Genomic DNA, 14,979 nt, shown 5'->3' with positions numbered 1-14,979 from the left:
GGGCGCGCGACGCTCCGCTCAAATACCCGCTCGGCCCGCTCGGGCCTCACCGGGGGTCCGTATTCTCTTGTGAAAGAGCTCTCCGCTACTTGTCTACCCTCTACACCACACTCACCACCGCCCGAACTATCGCTGCTGCAGGAACCAGCGGTTCGTGGCATCCAACACCGCCAATACCGCCGCCTGTTCCGCGCTCTGCTTCACCTCGCACGTCCCCACCAGGAACTGGGAAACTCTTCCACCTACCCCATGCAGTCCCGCCAGCACGATCTGCCGGTCGAACGCGTCCACCACGCGGACGCCCTCCAGCACCACCCCGGCCTCCTCCAGCTCCCGCTCCATCGCCTTCACCGCCGCGCGCGCCGCCAACTGAACCCGGCTCCGCGCCTCGTCCACACCTTCCTCGATGCCCTCGAGCTCCACGCCGTCCTGCTTCAGCACCACCTTGACCGTCACCCGGCCCGGCCGCGGCGACTCGACCACCAGGTCGGCGAAGACCAGTTTCCGCTTGCTGGCCGCTTCCGCCACCGCCTCGCGCTCCAACGCCTGGATCGGCTTCATCTCCGCCGTCTGGGCCACGCTGATCTTCCGGTGATCCACCTTCATGCCGAGCTGCGCCATCAGCGCACTCTCGACGTTCCGCACCATCTGCTTCGCCGCCACCGCAGGCGTGGTCAGAACGTGGATCTCCTCGATCCCGCCCGCCCGGCTCGCCACGATTCGCGCCGACAGCACGCCCGACAGCGACGCGATGAGATCCTCCGCCCGCCGCAACGTCCATTGGGCCGGCGACTCGTCATGGACCGGAGTGGCGTTGCCGCTCACCCCCGGGCGCGCTCCACCGTCACTCGCTCTCCCCCCCGCCTGGGTGCTTCGGACGCCGGCGATACCGCTTGATGCTCTTGTGAACCTTGGCCGGCGGGGCGTCCAACCGCCCCTTCACCGGCTTCGCCGGGTTCGGCACCCGGACCTTCCGGGTGCGTGACATCGTTTCCTCACCGAGACAGGGACACCCGGGCACGCTTCTCCCCCGGGCACGAAAGCTTAAGTTGTTGTCAATTAAATACTTGGAGAGCCTACCCCCGGCACATCGGGCATTGCCATGGCCCAACCGGGGTCCACCTACATATGGCGGAACCCCAAAAAAGTCAAGCACTTTGGTCCCTACACCTCAAGTAGGAGATGAGGCGTCCCCCTCCAAGTGGTACTCCTTCAGCTTCCGGTACAGCGTACGCTCCCCGATACCGAGTGCCTCGGCCGCCTTGCGCCGGTTGCCGCGGGTCGCCCGAAGCGCCGCGGCGATCGCCGCCCGCTCTACGTCCGCCATCCTCATTCCCGGTTCGTAGACGATCGCCTCGGGCCCGCGCGAGGAGGCGGAGTCGTACCCGCGCGCCGGTTCGCGGAACGCTGCGCCCGAATTCCCGCCCACCCGCCCGACGAGGACTGACCCGTCCGCCGATTCCGCCGTCCCCGCCCGCCGCCCCACCTCGATCACCTCTACCCGCTGAGGAGCTTCGTCCAGCCGGTGCCGCAGGTCTTCCACCTGGAGGCGCAGATCCAACAGCGACTGCACGATGTACTGCAACTCCTGCCCCGAGACCTCGCGCGTGACTCCGGGCACCAGCACCGGCAGGTTGCGACCGCCCTGCTCGCGGATCTCCCGCGGGATGTCCGCCGCGCGGATCTCGCTCGTCGGCGCCAGCACCACCATCGACTCGACCAGGTTCCGCAGCTGCCGCACGTTGCCGGGCCACGGCGCGTCCACCAGGATCTGCATCGCCTCGGCCGTGATGCCGCGGAACGGCCGGTCGTGCATCGTACTGAACTCGTGGATGAACCGGCGCACCAGCAGCGGGATGTCGCTCCTCCGTTCGCGCAGCGGAGGCAGGTACATGGCGAGGACGTTGAGCCGGTAGTAGAGGTCGGCGCGCACCCGCCCGGCGTCCACGCTCTCCTTCAGACCGCGGTTGGTCGCGGCCACCACGCGCACGTCCACCTTGATGGGCGCGGTGCCGCCCACGCGGAAGAACTCCCGCTCCTCGAGCACCCGCAGCAGCTTCACCTGCGCCGCCATCGGCATCTCGCCGACTTCGTCGAGGAAGATCGTGCCCCGGTCGGCCAGCTCGAACATGCCGAGACGCCGCTCCGCCGCGCCCGTGAACGAGCCCTTCTCGTGGCCGAACAGCTCGGACTCGAGCAGCGTCTCGGGGATCGCCGCGCAGTTCACGGCGATGAACGCCTTGCCGCGCCGGGGCGAGAGCTCGTGGATGGCCTTGGCGACCAGCTCCTTGCCCGTCCCCGACTCGCCCTGGACCAGCACCGTGCTGCTCACCGGAGCCATCTGCTCGATCTTGATGAGCACTTCCTGGATGCCGGGGTGCTCGCCGAGGATCCCGGTCCGCTCCTGGAGCCGTTTCCGCTCGATGAGGCGACGGCCCACGGCCACCACCTCTTCGGACTCGACGGGCTTGATCAGGACGGCGGAGAGGCCGGCGCGGTGAGCGAGCGCGGTGGGATCGGTGTCGGTGGGCTCGACGAGGCCGAGGGTCGCGATGCGCCCCGACGACATCTCGGCCGTGGTGCGCGCGATGCCCGATTCGCGCAGGCCGCCGGTGAGGACGAGGAGATCGGGATCGGCGCGGCGAACCGCCGCCCGCAGGTCGTCCAGCGCCGATACCATGGTGGTCGCGAAGCCCGCCGCCTCGAATGCGGCGTTGGCACGCACCGCCGGCTCGAGGTCTTCCATGGTGATGAGGACGCGGTGGGCCATCAGGTGTGTTCGGTATGACCCTTCAGCAGCTCGACGGCGTGGTCCACGATCGGGTCGAGCGCCGACAGGCCGTCCTTGACGCCCCCCACCGAGCCGGGAAGGTTGACGATGAGCGTCCTCCCGCGCACCCCGGCTACTCCGCGCGAGAGAACCGCCAGCGGGACGTACGCCGCGCCCTTGGCCCGGATGTACTCCGCGATCCCCGGCGCCTCACGCTCGATCACCGCCTTGGTCGCCTCGGGGGTGAGGTCTCGCGCCGCCAGCCCCGTGCCGCCGGTCGTGAGGATCAGGTCCAGCGCGCCGCCGTCCGCCCAAGCCTGGAGCCGCCGCGCGATTTCCGCGGTCTCGTCCGCCACCACGTCGCGCGCCTCAACGCTGTACCCACGCGCCACCGCCCATTCGGCGATCGCGGCGCCGGAGACGTCCTGGCGGGTGCCCGCGGCCACGCCGTCGGAAACGGTGAGGACGGCCACCCGGATCACCGCCGTGACCCCCGCTTCCAGAACGGCGTCTCGACCACCTCGGCGCCGACGCGCTTGCCTCGGATGTCGATCTCGAACCGCGTTCCGGCAGCCGTGTGCGCGATCGGGAGGTACGCCGTGCCGATCGGCTCACCGGTGGATGGGCTCACGGTGCCGCTGCGCACGTCGCCCGAGCGCTCGCCGTTCGCAAGCACCGGCATCCCGTGCCGCGGGAAACCTTTCTCCGTGAGGCGGAAGCCGGCCAGCTTCCGCGTGATGCCCCTCGCCTTCTGCTCTACCAGCTTCGCCTTCCCAACGAAGTCCGGCTTCTTGAGCTTCACGATCCAACCGAGGCCGGCCTCGAGCGGGGTGGTCTCGTCGTCGATGTCGTTGCCGTAGAGCGGATAGGCCATCTCGAGCCGCAGGCTGTCCCGGCAGCCGAGGCCCGTCAGCGTGACGTCCGGGTGCTTCACGAGCGCGTCCCACAGCGTCTTCGCGTCGTCGGGCGAGTGGTAGAGCTCGAAGCCGTCCTCGCCGGTGTAGCCGGTGCGGCTGATGATGCAGCGAACACCGGCCACCTCGCCGGTGGTGAACCAGTAGTAGCGGACTGATTCGAGATCCACGGCGGGGCAGAGCGGCTGAAGAACGGACTGCGCCTTCGGTCCCTGCAACGCGAGCAGCGCGGTCTCGTCGGAGCGGTCGGTGAGCGTGACGCCGAACTTCGCCGCGAAGCGATTGACGTGCACCCAATCCTTCGCGATGTTCGACGCGTTCACGACCAGCCTGACCCGGTCCTTGAAGCGGTAGACCAGGCAGTCGTCCACCATGCCGCCGCTCTCGTGCAGGAAGCAGGAATACTGCACCTGCCCTACCGCGAGCGTGGTCGCGTCGTTCGACGTGACGTGCGACGCGAACGCGACCGCATCCGGGCCGGTTATCTCGAACTCGCCCATGTGCGAGACATCGAAAAGACCCGCGCTCTTCCGGACGGCATGGTGCTCGGCGGTGATGCCGGTGGGGTACTGGACCGGCATCTCGAAGCCGGCGAACGGGACGATCTTCGCGCCGGCCGCGACGTGCCGGTCGTAGTACGGAGTGCGCTTCAGCGTCTCGCTCATCGCCTCACCCCATCAAAGTGGCAAGGAGCGCGTTCTGAGCGTGGAGGCGGTTCTCCGCCTCGTCGAAGACGCGAGACTGCGGCCCTTCGATCACGTCGTTCGTCACCTCCTCGCCGCGGTGCGCGGGGAGGCAGTGGAGGAAGATCGCCGTGGGCTTGGCGTGTTTCATGAGCCCGGCGTCAACGCAGTAGCCCTTGAACGCGTTCTTCCGCTCCTCCGCCTCCGCCTCCTGGCCCATCGAGGCCCACACGTCGGTGTTCACGACGTCGGCCCCTTCGACCGCTTCCTCCGGCTCCTCGGTGATCAGCACCTTGGTGGCCCGGTTGGCGCGCTCGAAAGTCTCGCGGTCGGGCTCGTAACCCTCGGGGCACGCGATGCGCACCTCGAAGCCGAGGAGCGCCGCGGCGTCGAGCCACGAGTTGGCCATGTTGTTGCCGTCGCCGATCCACGCGACGCGCTTCCCCTCGTACCCGCCGACGTGCTCCATCATGGTGAGCAGGTCCGCGAGCACCTGGCACGGGTGATGGAGGTCGGTGAGCCCGTTGATCACCGGGACGGTGGACCACTTCGCCAGCTCCTGGACGTCGGCGTGGGCGAAGGCGCGGATCATGATCCCGTCCACCATGCGGGAGAGGACGCGGGCCATGTCGCAGATGGGCTCGCCTCGGCCGAGCTGGATGTCGCGGCTCGACAGGAAGAGCGCGTGCCCGCCGAGGCGGTAGGCGCCCACCTCGAAGGAGACGCGGGTCCGGGTGGAGGACTTGGCGAAGATCATCCCCAGGGTCTTGCCCGCGAGCGGCTTTTCGCGGTAGGCGCCGGACTTCATCCCGGCCGCAAGAGCAAACAGGGCATCGACTTCGGCCTTGGTCAGATCCTGGAAGGTGAGGAAGTCGCGCTTCGGCATGGAGTCTCGTGGCGGAGTCGGTCAAAATGACAGCGGGCAGGGGATTGTACCCCTGCCCGCGTCGTGGAGCAAGCGGTGCCCGTGGGGGCCCCGGGGTGCCTCGCCTACAGGATATACCGCCTCAGGTCCTCGTCCTGCACGATCGAATCCAGCCGCGCCTTCACTTTCGCCCGGTCGAACTCGATCCGCTTCTCCGCCACGTCGGGAAGGTCGTAGAGCGTGTCCTCGAGCAGGGTGGTGAGAACCGTGTGCAGCCGCCGGGCGCCGATGTTCTCCAGCCGCTCGTTCAGGATCGCCGCGATGTGCGCCACCTCCGCGATCCCGTCGGTCGTGAACTCGAGCGTGGCGCCCTCGGCCGCACAGAGCGCCGCGTACTGCTTGGTGAGCGCGTTCTCCGGCTCGGTCATGATGCGGACGAAGTCCTCCTCCGTCAGCGGCGTCAGCTCCACCCGGATCGGGAAGCGGCCCTGCAACTCGGGGATGAGGTCCGACGGCTTGGCGACGTGGAACGCGCCCGCCGCGATGAAGAGGATGTGGTCGGTGCGCACCAGGCCGTAGCGCGTCTGCACCGTCGAGCCCTCGACGATCGGCAGGAGGTCGCGCTGCACTCCCTCTCGGGAGACGTCGGGCCCCACCGATCCCCGCTCGCCCGCGATCTTGTCGATCTCGTCGATGAAAATGACGCCGTGGTTCTCGACGCGGTCCAGCGCCTCGGTCACCACGTCGTCCATATCCACCAGCTTGCGCAGCTCCTCGTCGATCAGCAGCCGCCTCGCCTCGTGGACGTGCACGGTGCGCCGCTTCTTCCGCTTGGGCAGGATCTCGCGGATCATGTCCATGAAGTTGACGTCGGGGCCCTGCATCCCGTCCGGCGCCTGGAACATGTCCATCGGCGGGAAGTTCTCCTGGGTCACCTCGAGCTCGACGTCCTTCTCCTCCAGCTTCCCCTCCTTGAGGAGGGCGCGGAGCTTTTCGCGCGTCCGCTCGCGGCGCTCCTTCATCCGCTCGTCCTCGCCGTCCTGCTTCGCAGTGACTTCGCCCTGCGGTGTCACGAGGAAGAGCGTCTTGAGGCTCGCCGCCGCGTCGGCGGGAGTTGCGAACCCCCCTCCCGGCTGCGGCTGGGCGGGAGCCGGCGGGCCCGCCGGCGCCGGAGGCGGGAGCAGCAAGTCGAGCAGCCGGTTCTCGGCACGCTCCTCCCCCTGCGGGTAGACCTCGTCCTCGCGCTCGCCCCGCACCATGTTGATCGCCGCGTCCACCAGGTCGCGCACCATGGACTCGACATCGCGGCCCACGTACCCCACCTCGGTGAACTTCGACGCCTCGACCTTCACGAACGGCGCCCCGGCGAGCCGCGCCAGACGCCGCGCGATTTCCGTCTTCCCCACCCCCGTGGGGCCGATCATGATGATGTTGTTGGGCAGGATCTCGTCCCGGATCCCGTCGGGCGCCTGCGAGCGGCGCCAGCGGTTCCGGATCGCGATCGCCACCGCCTTCTTCGCCGGCCCCTGCCCCACGATGTAGCGGTCCAGCTCCGCCACGATCTGCCTCGGCGGAAGCTCCTCCAGCCACGGTAGCGGCTCCGGGCCCTGGTCCCGCTGTTCCAGCTTGGCTTCGATCTTCCCTGGCTCTGCCATGTCTCTAGTGCTACTCCAGTTCCACGATCGTGAGATTGCGGTTGGTGTAGATGCAGATGTCGGCGGCGATGTTCATCGCCTCTTCCACTATCTGCCGCGCCGTGAGCTCCGTCTTGGCGTGGAGCGCGCGCGCCGCCGCCAGCGCGTAGCCGCCGCCCGAGCCGATCGCTATCGCGTCGTCGTCAGGCTCGATGACGTCCCCGTTCCCCGTGATGGTTAGGAGCTGCGTCTTGTCGGCCACGACGAGTTGCGCCTCGAGTCGCCGCAGCACCCGGTCGCTGCGCCAGTCCTTGGCCAGCTCCACCGCCGCGCGGGCGAGGTTGCCGGGGAAGCGCTCGAGCTTCTCCTCGAACTTCTCGAACAGGGTGAGCGCGTCGGCGGCGCCGCCGGCGAAGCCCGCGATCACCTTGTTCCCCTTGAGCATGCGCACCTTGGTGGCGCGGGACTTCATCACGGCCTCGCCCACGGTGACCTGGCCGTCGCCGCCCATGGCGACGTGGCCGTCTTTCCGCACGCAGAGGATGGTCGTCGCATGTATCTCTTGCATCTACGCCCTCGGATGCGCCTGATGGTACACCTTCTTGAGCCGCTCGACGCTGGTGTGCGTGTAGATCTGCGTGGTCGAGAGCGACGCATGACCCAGCAGCTCCTGCACCGCTCGCAGGTCCGCGCCGGCATCCAGCAAGTGCGTCGCGAACGAATGCCGGAGCGAGTGGGTGCTCAGGTCGTCCCCCTCGCTCACCGCGTCAAGGAAGCCGCGGACGATGAGCTGCACCCCGCGTTGCGTCAGCCGCTTGCCCCGCTCTCCCACGAACACCGCGCGGCGGTCGGGGCTCTTCACCTCCCGCAGCGCCGCCTCGCGCTTCGGGTAATACGCCCGGAGCGTCTGCACCGCCGGCCGGCCCAAGGGAAGCAATCTCTCCTTTTTTCCCTTTCCGCGCACCTTCACCTGGTCCGACACGAGGTCGAGGTCGTCCAGGTCGAGGCCCGTCAGCTCCGAAAGCCGCATCCCGGTCGAGTAGAAGAGCTCCAGCATGGCGCGGTTCCGCGTCCCCCGTAACGATTTCCCCCCGGCCCGGGATTCGGCCAGCTCGAAGAGCTTCTCCACCGCCTTGCGGTCGAGGTAGCCCGGGAGCCGCTTCTCCAGCTTGGGGGTGCTCGCCGCGCGGGCCGGGTTCACCTCGATGCCGTAGTGCAGGTTCAGAAACCGGTAATAGGTGCGCACCGCCGAGAGGGCGCGGGACATCGAGCGTTTCGACCAGCCGCGCCGCGCCCCCTCGCCCAGGAAGCCCCGGATCGCGAGCCGGTCCACCCCGGCCCATTTCCAGCCGGGCCCGCCGTAGAACCCGTCCAGGAACGCGGCGAAGGCCGCCAGGTCGCGCCCGTACGCCTTCACGGTGTTCGGTGAGTCGTTCCGCTCCGTGCCGATGTAGCGAAGGAAATCGGAGATCTCGGGCCTCGCCGGCGCCGCGGCCGCCGCCGCCGCCTTCACGCGGTGATCTCCTTCGCGAACGCGGTCATCGCCTCGAGCGCGCGTCCGGCCAGCAGCGCCTTCTTCTTCGCCTTGTCGCGCGGCGGGTTCGCGAGCGGCTCGACCAGCCCGAAGTTCGCGTTCATCGGCTGGAAACAGCTCGGGTCCGCGTTCCGGAGATACGCTAGCAGAGCGCCCAGCATGGTGGTGGGAGGCGGGACGAGCGGCTCGCTCCCCTTCAGGATGCGGGCGAGGTTGAGCCCCGCGAGCAGCCCCGTGCCGAGGGACTCGGTGTAGCCCTCGACGCCGGTGAGCTGCCCGGCGAAGAGCGTGGTCGGAGCGTCCTTGAGCGCCAGGTGGGGCGTCAGCGCGCGCGGCGAGTTGAGGTAGCTGTTCCGGTGGATGGAGCCGTAGCGCAGGAACTCCGCGTGCTCGAGCCCGGGGATCGTGCGGAACACGCGCTGCTGATCGCCGTGGCGCATCCGGGTCTGGAAGCCGACGAGGTTCCACATCTGGCCGGCCCGGTCTTCCTGCCTGAGCTGAACGACGGCGTAGGCGATGTGGCCGGTGTGCGGATCGGGGAGACCGACCGGCTTCATCGGCCCGAAGCGCAGCGTGTCCTTGCCGCGCGACGCCATCTCCTCGACCGGCAGGCACCCCTCGAAGTACGGGAAAGCGTCGAAGTCGTGCCCGGGATACTGGTCGGCGGCGGCGAGGGCTGCGATGAATGCGTCGTACTCGTCACGGCCTAGAGGGGCGTTCCAGTAATCGGCCCCCTCGCCCTTGCCGTAGCGCGAGGCGCGGTAGAGCCGCGATTCGTCGAGCGAGTCCGTGGAGACAATGGGCGCGATAGCATCGTAGAAAGCCAGCGACTCGGCACCCACCCGCGCCGAGATCGTCTTCGACAGCCCCTCCGAGGTGAGCGGCCCCGTCGCGACGATGCCGGGAACGGGGAGCGCCGTCGCTTCCTCGCGGACGATCTCGATGCCCTGATGCGATGAGACGCGCTCGGTCGCGCGCGCCGCGAACACGCCGCGGTCCACCGCCAGCGCCGTCCCGCCCGGCACGCGCGCCTCGTCCGCGCACCCGAGCAGCAGGCTGCCCAGGAGCCGCAGCTCAGCCTTCAGCAGCCCGTGCGCGTTGGTGGTCTCGACGCTCTTGAAGGTGTTGCTGCAGACCAGCTCGGCGAGCGCATCGGTCTGGTGGGCCGGGGTCCTCGCTACGGGGCGCATCTCGACGAGCCTCACGCGGACCCCGCGCTCGGCGAGCGCCCAGGCGGCCTCGCAGCCCGCCAGACCGCCCCCGATGACCGTGGCGCTCAACTCAGCGACGGCGCCGCGACCTCTGGGGACGCCGCCTCTTCGGCGGCGAACTCGGTCCCGCACTTGAGGCACTTGCGGGTCTCGCCCTTGGACTTCGACGTCTTGATCTCCATGCCGATGTTGCCGCACGCGGGGCAGACCACCGGCGCCGGCCGGTTCCAGACCGTGAAATCGCACTCCGGATACCGATTGCACCCGAAGAACGAACGCCCGCGCTTCGAGCGCCGCTCGGCCAGGTCGCCGATGCCGCACTTGGGGCACTTCACTCCCAGCGGCACCGGCTTGGTGTTCTTGCACTTGGGATAGCCGGTGCACGCCATGAACTCGCCGAAGCGCCCGGTCTTGATCACCATCGCCCGCCCGCACTTCTCGCACAGCTCGTCGGTCGGGCGGTCGGGCGCGCGCGGCTTCCGCAGCGACTTGGTGTATTTGCACTCGGGGTCGTTCTGCTTGGTGCACGCGATGTACGGTCCGAAGCGCCCCGCCTTCACGGCCAGCGCGCTGCCGCACTCGGGACACTTCTCGTCGGCGAGCTTGGACAGGTCGTGCGCCTCGGCGATCATCTCGTCGGGCTTCACCGCGGCGAGCCGCTTCTCGAACGGCCCCCAGAAATCGGTCAGCACCTGCAGGCGCGTCAGCTCGCCGTCCTCGATCCGGTCCAGCTCGGACTCCATCTCGCTGGTGAACTCGACGTTGAAGATGTCGGGGAAACGCGGCACCAGCAGGCGATTGACCGTCTCGCCAAGCTCGGTCGGGTGGAACCGCTTCTCCAGCAGCGAGACGTAGTGCCGCGCGATGAGCGTGCTGGTGATCTGCGCGTAGGTGGACGGCCGGCCGATGCCGAGGCGTTCCAGCTCCTTCACCAGGGACGCCTCGCTGAAGCGCGGCGGCGGCTCGGTGAAGTGCTGCTCGGGGATGACGCCGCGCAGCGTGACCTGGTCGCCGACGGCGAGCACCGGCAGCGGCGGCAGGTCGTCCAGCGTGCGGCCCTCGCCCTGCTCGCGCGCCTCGTGATAGAGGCGGTGATAGCCGTCGAAGATGAGGACCGAGCCGGTCGAGCGGAACAGGTGGCGCCCGAGGTCGAAGTCCACGGTCGTGGTGTCGTAGACGATTTGCGCCATCTGCGAGCCGACGAACCGCTGCCAGATCAATTGATAGAGCTTGAACTGGTCGGCGGAGAGGTCGCGCTTCACCCGGTCGGGAGTGCGGAGCACGTCGGTGGGCCGGACGGCTTCGTGCGCGTCCTGGGCCTGGGAGTTCTTGGAGCCGCCGTAGAAGTTGGGCTGGTCGGGGAGGTACTTCCTCGAGAAAGTCTTTTCGATGTAGGCCCTCGCCGACTCGACGGCGCTCGCCGCGACGCGGGTCGAGTCCGTCCGCATGTAGGTGATGAGGCCTACCGCACCCTCGACGCCGACCTCGACACCCTCGTAGAGGTCCTGCGCGATCCGCATGGTGCGCTTGGACGAGTAGCCGAGGCGCTTGGCCGCTTCCTGCTGTAACGTGCTGGTCGTGAACGGCGCCGGCGGCCGCTTCCGCCGCTCCTTGCGCCTGACGTCGGTGACGACGAACGCCGCGTCCTTCACCGCAACGACGATGGCCGCGGCCTCAGCCTCGTGGTGGATCTCGGGCTTGTGGCCGTCGAGCTGGTGCAGCTCGGCGTCGAACTGGTGCCCGCCCTTCTCGCACTTGGCGGTGATGCTCCAGTACTCCTGCGCGACGAAGGCGCGGATCTCCTGCTCCCGCTCGACGAGGATCCGGAGCGCCACCGTCTGCACGCGGCCCGCCGAGAGCCCCGCCTTCACGGCCTTGCCGAGGAGCGGGCTCACCTTGTAACCGACCAGCCGGTCCAGGATTCGCCGCGCCAACTGCGCCTCGACTTTCTTCTTGTCGATGCGCCCGGGGTGCTCGATAGCCGCCTTGATGGCGTCTTTCGTGATCTCGTGGAAGAGGACGCGCTTCACCTTGTCCTTCGCCTTGCCCAGCTCCTCCTGCACGTGCCAGGCGATCGCCTCTCCTTCGCGGTCCGGGTCGGTCGCGATCAGGACCTCGTCGGCCTTCTTGGCCGCGCTCTTCAGCTCCCCGATCGCCTTCCCCTTGCCCTCGACCGTCACGAAAGTCGGCTCGAAGCCGTCCTTCACGTCCACTCCGAGCCCGTGCGCCGGCAAGTCCCGGATGTGCCCCACGGTGGCCTTCACCGTGTAGCCCGAGCCGAGGTACTTGCCGATCGTCCGCGCCTTGGCGGGCGACTCGACGACGACGAGCGTCTTCTTGCCTGGTTCAGTCATGGCCCTCAGTCTGTAGCGTATCCATCACCGGCGCGTCAACCGCCGGTACATCGCTCTACCTCGACGGACGTCCCCGGTTCCAGCGCGGGGCGGCAAGTCTACCAGCCCCCTTTCGCCCGGGCAAGCTCGGCGACGAGGCGCGCCACGTCCCGAGGCGTGGACGCGTCAGTCGTAACCTTCTCATGCGCTTCCAGATAGCCGGCCTGCCGTCGGCGCAGCAATTCGGCCATCCGTTCCGCCGGGTCGCGGCCCTCGAGGAGGGGCCGGTGCTTCGCGTCACCGACCCGCGAAGCCGCCACGGCGGGAGACGTCTCGAGGTAAATCGCGAGCCCTCGCTCCAGCACCAGAGCGCGACGCTCGGGGTCGGAGATGAAGCCACCGCCGGGCGAGAATACCACCGGCTCGCCCGCCAGCACCCCATCCCCCAGCTCGGCCTCCAGGGCGCGGAACGACGGCTCGCCGTCCTCCGCGAAGATGCGCGCGATGCTCTTCCCGGCGCCATTCTCTATCAGGATGTCCAGGTCCACCCACCCGGCGCCCAGCATCACGGCCGCCAGCCGACCCACGGTGGACTTGCCAGATCCCGGCAGGCCAACCAGGACCACGTGTCTCTTATCCAAGCGGCTCCCAGGCCGCCCGGCGCGCTTCCAGGCGCGCCAGGTATGAATCGTAGTTGCGGCGCATCTCCGTGAGCGAATCACCGCCGAACTTCTCGACCCAGGCGCCGGCCAGCACGATGGCGGTCATCGCTTCCGCGATCACGCCCATCGCCGGGACCGCGGTCACGTCGGACCGCTCGCTCTGAGCCTTGGCCGCGCGGCCGGTAGAGAGGTCCACCGACGCGAGCGGGCTCATCAGGGTGGAGATGGGCTTCATCCCGGCGCGGAGCACGAGCGGCTCCCCCGTCGTGATCCCTCCCTCGAGCCCGCCCGCTCGGTTGCTGCGCCGCGCGAAGCCGCCCGCCACCCGGCCCTCACCCTCCGCCGCCCGGTCGATCTCGTCGTGCGCCTCCGAGCCCGGCACCCGGGAGGCGCCGAAACCCAGGCCGATCTCGACACCCTTCACCGCGGGAATGGACATCAGAGCGCGGGCGAGGCGTCCGTCGAGCTTCCGGTCCCAGGAGACGTGACTGCCCAGGCCCACCACGACCCCGCGCGCCACCACCTCCGCAACGCCGCCCAGCGTGTCACCGGCCTCCTTGGCGGCGTCGATGCGGGCCATCATCTCCTTCTCGGCGTCCGGGTCGAGGCAGCGGACCGGGGAGAGGTCGGAGACGTCGTTGAGGGGAGCCGGGAGCGGGGAGCGGTACCTTGCGGTGACGCCACCGAGCGAGACGACGTGGCTCCCGATCTCCACACCGAAGGTCGCGAGGAGGGCGCGACAGACTGCGCCGGCCGCCACGCGTGCGGCCGTCTCTCGCGCCGAGGCGCGCTCCAGCACGTCGCGGGCGTCGGTCCGGTCGTACTTGAGCGCGCCGGCGAGGTCGGCGTGGCCGGGCCGGGGTCGGGTGAGCTTCCGGCGCGGCGGCTCGTCCTGCGCGCCGGGACTCATCACGTCCTCCCAGTTGGCCCAGTCGCGGTTCTCGATCAGGAGGGCGATGGGGGAGCCCAGCGTCTCGCCGGCGCGGACGCCCGAGATGAGCTGCGCCTCGTCCGCCTCGATCTTCATGCGCGCTCCGCGCCCGTAGCCCTTCATGCGCCGGGCCAGGTCGCGATTGACGTCCGCCGCCGCGAGCGGGAGCCCCGCCGGCACGCCCTCGACGATGGCGACCAGGGCTCGGCCGTGCGATTCGCCGGCGGTGGTGAAGCGGATCATGTCGGTGGTGTCGTCCCCCAGAGTGCACGAGCCCGACCATGGTGGCCGGGCTCGGTCGTCTCCCCCGAATTCTGTACCGGCGGCGGCGCTAGCGCGAGCCCGTCGCGGCCCTAAGCGGCGGCGGCGCCGGGAAGATGTTGCTGATGCTCGGCAGCCGCACCGTCACGATGCCGTTCGCCGTGACGCCGACCAGGATCCGCTGGCCCGTGATCGGGTTGGTCGCCACACGGATCGGCCCGACGATCGGGTCGCGGATCGGGATCGTGGACACGTTCCCGTAGAACCAGGTGTCGAAGACCTCGATGTTGGCGTCCGGCCGCGCCGTGAACACCAAGCGGTTGTCAGGGTTGCCCGCTCCGCCGAAGCCGCCGGTGCCGCGGGTGGCCGCGTCGAAGTTGTTCTCCCGCGGGAAGTCCATCCCCGGGTTCGTCCCGCCGATCTGCATCAGCCCCGTCTGGCGCAGCGTGAAGTCGAAGGCGTAGATCGAGTCCGCGCGCACCAGGTTGGTACGGCCGTTGAAGTTCGTCGCGATGGACGTGACGCGCGAGGCGCGATTGACCAGGAAGTCGCGGACGAAGTGGCCCTCCGAGACGCCGTTGTCGATGATCGCAGTGCACTTGAAGTTGGCCCCGACGAACGAGGCGCACGACGTGCCGGTGCGCGTGGAGACGCCGGCGCGCGCGTCGAACGTGAGCGCCCGGGCGAAGCCCTGGTCGAGGCCCCCCTCGCCGATGAGCACGTGATTGAAGTCGCCCGAGTTGCGGATGAACGTCGAATCCTGGAACGCGAGCTCGCTCAGGCGCACGCCGAGGCCGGCCGAGGCGCCCGAGATGGTGTCGCTGCGCGCCTGGCCCGGCGCCGTGTCGCGCACCGCGATGACCTGGAGCGAGTCGACGCCGCCGCCGGGCGCGAGGGCGAGTTCGTAGAAGAAGTGGCCGCTCGGCGCCGAGGCCGGCGACCGCAGGTTCTCCCACGCCACGTAGCCGCGGTTGGTGAACGGCTGCGGCTGCGCCGGCGTCGGCGTCGTCGAGTACACCGCCAGCACGCTGTCGCACGCCGTGACCGCGCCCGCCCGGCACGTGGCGCCCACGTACAGCGGCCGGTCCGACAGGTCGAACTCCGTGACGATGATGTCGAGGCCGCCGCCGGCGTTGGTACTCGTTTTCACCGTCTGGACGAGGTAGTTCGGCAGCCGGTGC

Annotated in this window: 14 protein-coding genes; all 14 read right to left on the bottom strand. The window is 69.2% G+C overall.

The features are described 5' to 3' along the window. Positions 1–126: 126 nt before the first annotated feature. Entirely contained in the window at positions 127–825 is a 699-nt protein-coding gene (locus Q8Q85_05970; protein MDP3773798.1) for a hypothetical protein, read from the bottom strand. A gap of 19 nt (positions 826–844) precedes the next feature. After that, positions 845–988, bottom strand: coding sequence for a hypothetical protein (locus tag Q8Q85_05965; protein ID MDP3773797.1), 144 nt, complete (start codon positions 986–988; stop codon positions 845–847). A 183-nt stretch (positions 989–1,171) separates the two neighbouring features. Continuing rightward, positions 1,172–2,770, bottom strand: coding sequence for a sigma-54 dependent transcriptional regulator (locus Q8Q85_05960; GenBank protein MDP3773796.1), 1,599 nt, complete (start codon positions 2,768–2,770; stop codon positions 1,172–1,174). Then, the gene (locus Q8Q85_05955; GenBank protein MDP3773795.1) at positions 2,770–3,252 is read right to left on the bottom strand and encodes a MogA/MoaB family molybdenum cofactor biosynthesis protein; all 483 of its coding nucleotides are present in this window, start codon (positions 3,250–3,252) and stop codon (positions 2,770–2,772) included. Before Q8Q85_05955 ends, Q8Q85_05960 begins: the two co-directional genes overlap by 1 nt. Next, on the bottom strand, positions 3,249–4,349 hold the full coding sequence (gene gcvT / locus Q8Q85_05950) for a glycine cleavage system aminomethyltransferase GcvT (GenBank protein MDP3773794.1): 1,101 nt from the start codon (positions 4,347–4,349) through the stop codon (positions 3,249–3,251). The genes Q8Q85_05955 and gcvT overlap by 4 nt, the downstream gene beginning before the upstream one ends. Before the next feature lie 4 nt (positions 4,350–4,353). Continuing rightward, positions 4,354–5,253, bottom strand: coding sequence for an ornithine carbamoyltransferase (gene argF, locus Q8Q85_05945; GenBank protein MDP3773793.1), 900 nt, complete (start codon positions 5,251–5,253; stop codon positions 4,354–4,356). A 104-nt stretch (positions 5,254–5,357) separates the two neighbouring features. Then, positions 5,358–6,887, bottom strand: coding sequence for an ATP-dependent protease ATPase subunit HslU (gene hslU / locus Q8Q85_05940; protein ID MDP3773792.1), 1,530 nt, complete (start codon positions 6,885–6,887; stop codon positions 5,358–5,360). A 10-nt stretch (positions 6,888–6,897) separates the two neighbouring features. Further along, the gene (gene hslV / locus Q8Q85_05935; protein ID MDP3773791.1) at positions 6,898–7,434 is read right to left on the bottom strand and encodes an ATP-dependent protease subunit HslV; all 537 of its coding nucleotides are present in this window, start codon (positions 7,432–7,434) and stop codon (positions 6,898–6,900) included. After that, on the bottom strand, positions 7,435–8,379 hold the full coding sequence (locus Q8Q85_05930; GenBank protein MDP3773790.1) for a tyrosine recombinase XerC: 945 nt from the start codon (positions 8,377–8,379) through the stop codon (positions 7,435–7,437). Next, positions 8,376–9,680, bottom strand: a complete 1,305-nt coding sequence (gene trmFO / locus Q8Q85_05925; GenBank protein MDP3773789.1) for a methylenetetrahydrofolate--tRNA-(uracil(54)-C(5))-methyltransferase (FADH(2)-oxidizing) TrmFO — start codon at positions 9,678–9,680, stop codon at positions 8,376–8,378. Before trmFO ends, Q8Q85_05930 begins: the two co-directional genes overlap by 4 nt. Then, entirely contained in the window at positions 9,677–11,965 is a 2,289-nt protein-coding gene (topA, locus tag Q8Q85_05920) for a type I DNA topoisomerase (protein MDP3773788.1), read from the bottom strand. Before topA ends, trmFO begins: the two co-directional genes overlap by 4 nt. Before the next feature lie 98 nt (positions 11,966–12,063). After that, positions 12,064–12,585 carry a shikimate kinase gene (locus Q8Q85_05915; protein MDP3773787.1) on the bottom strand — a complete coding sequence of 174 codons (522 nt, stop codon included), beginning with the start codon at positions 12,583–12,585 and terminating at the stop codon, positions 12,064–12,066. Beyond that, entirely contained in the window at positions 12,578–13,780 is a 1,203-nt protein-coding gene (gene aroC, locus Q8Q85_05910) for a chorismate synthase (protein MDP3773786.1), read from the bottom strand. Before aroC ends, Q8Q85_05915 begins: the two co-directional genes overlap by 8 nt. An 88-nt stretch (positions 13,781–13,868) precedes the next feature. Next, positions 13,869–14,979, bottom strand: a 1,111-nt coding sequence (locus Q8Q85_05905; protein MDP3773785.1) for a hypothetical protein, incomplete at its 5' end; no start/stop codon positions are given.

The organism is Gemmatimonadales bacterium, from assembly GCA_030697825.1.
Taxonomy (GTDB): domain Bacteria; phylum Gemmatimonadota; class Gemmatimonadetes; order Gemmatimonadales; family JACORV01; genus JACORV01.
Note: the sequence above shows the minus strand (reverse complement) of the source record. Positions and strands in the feature narration are given on the sequence as shown.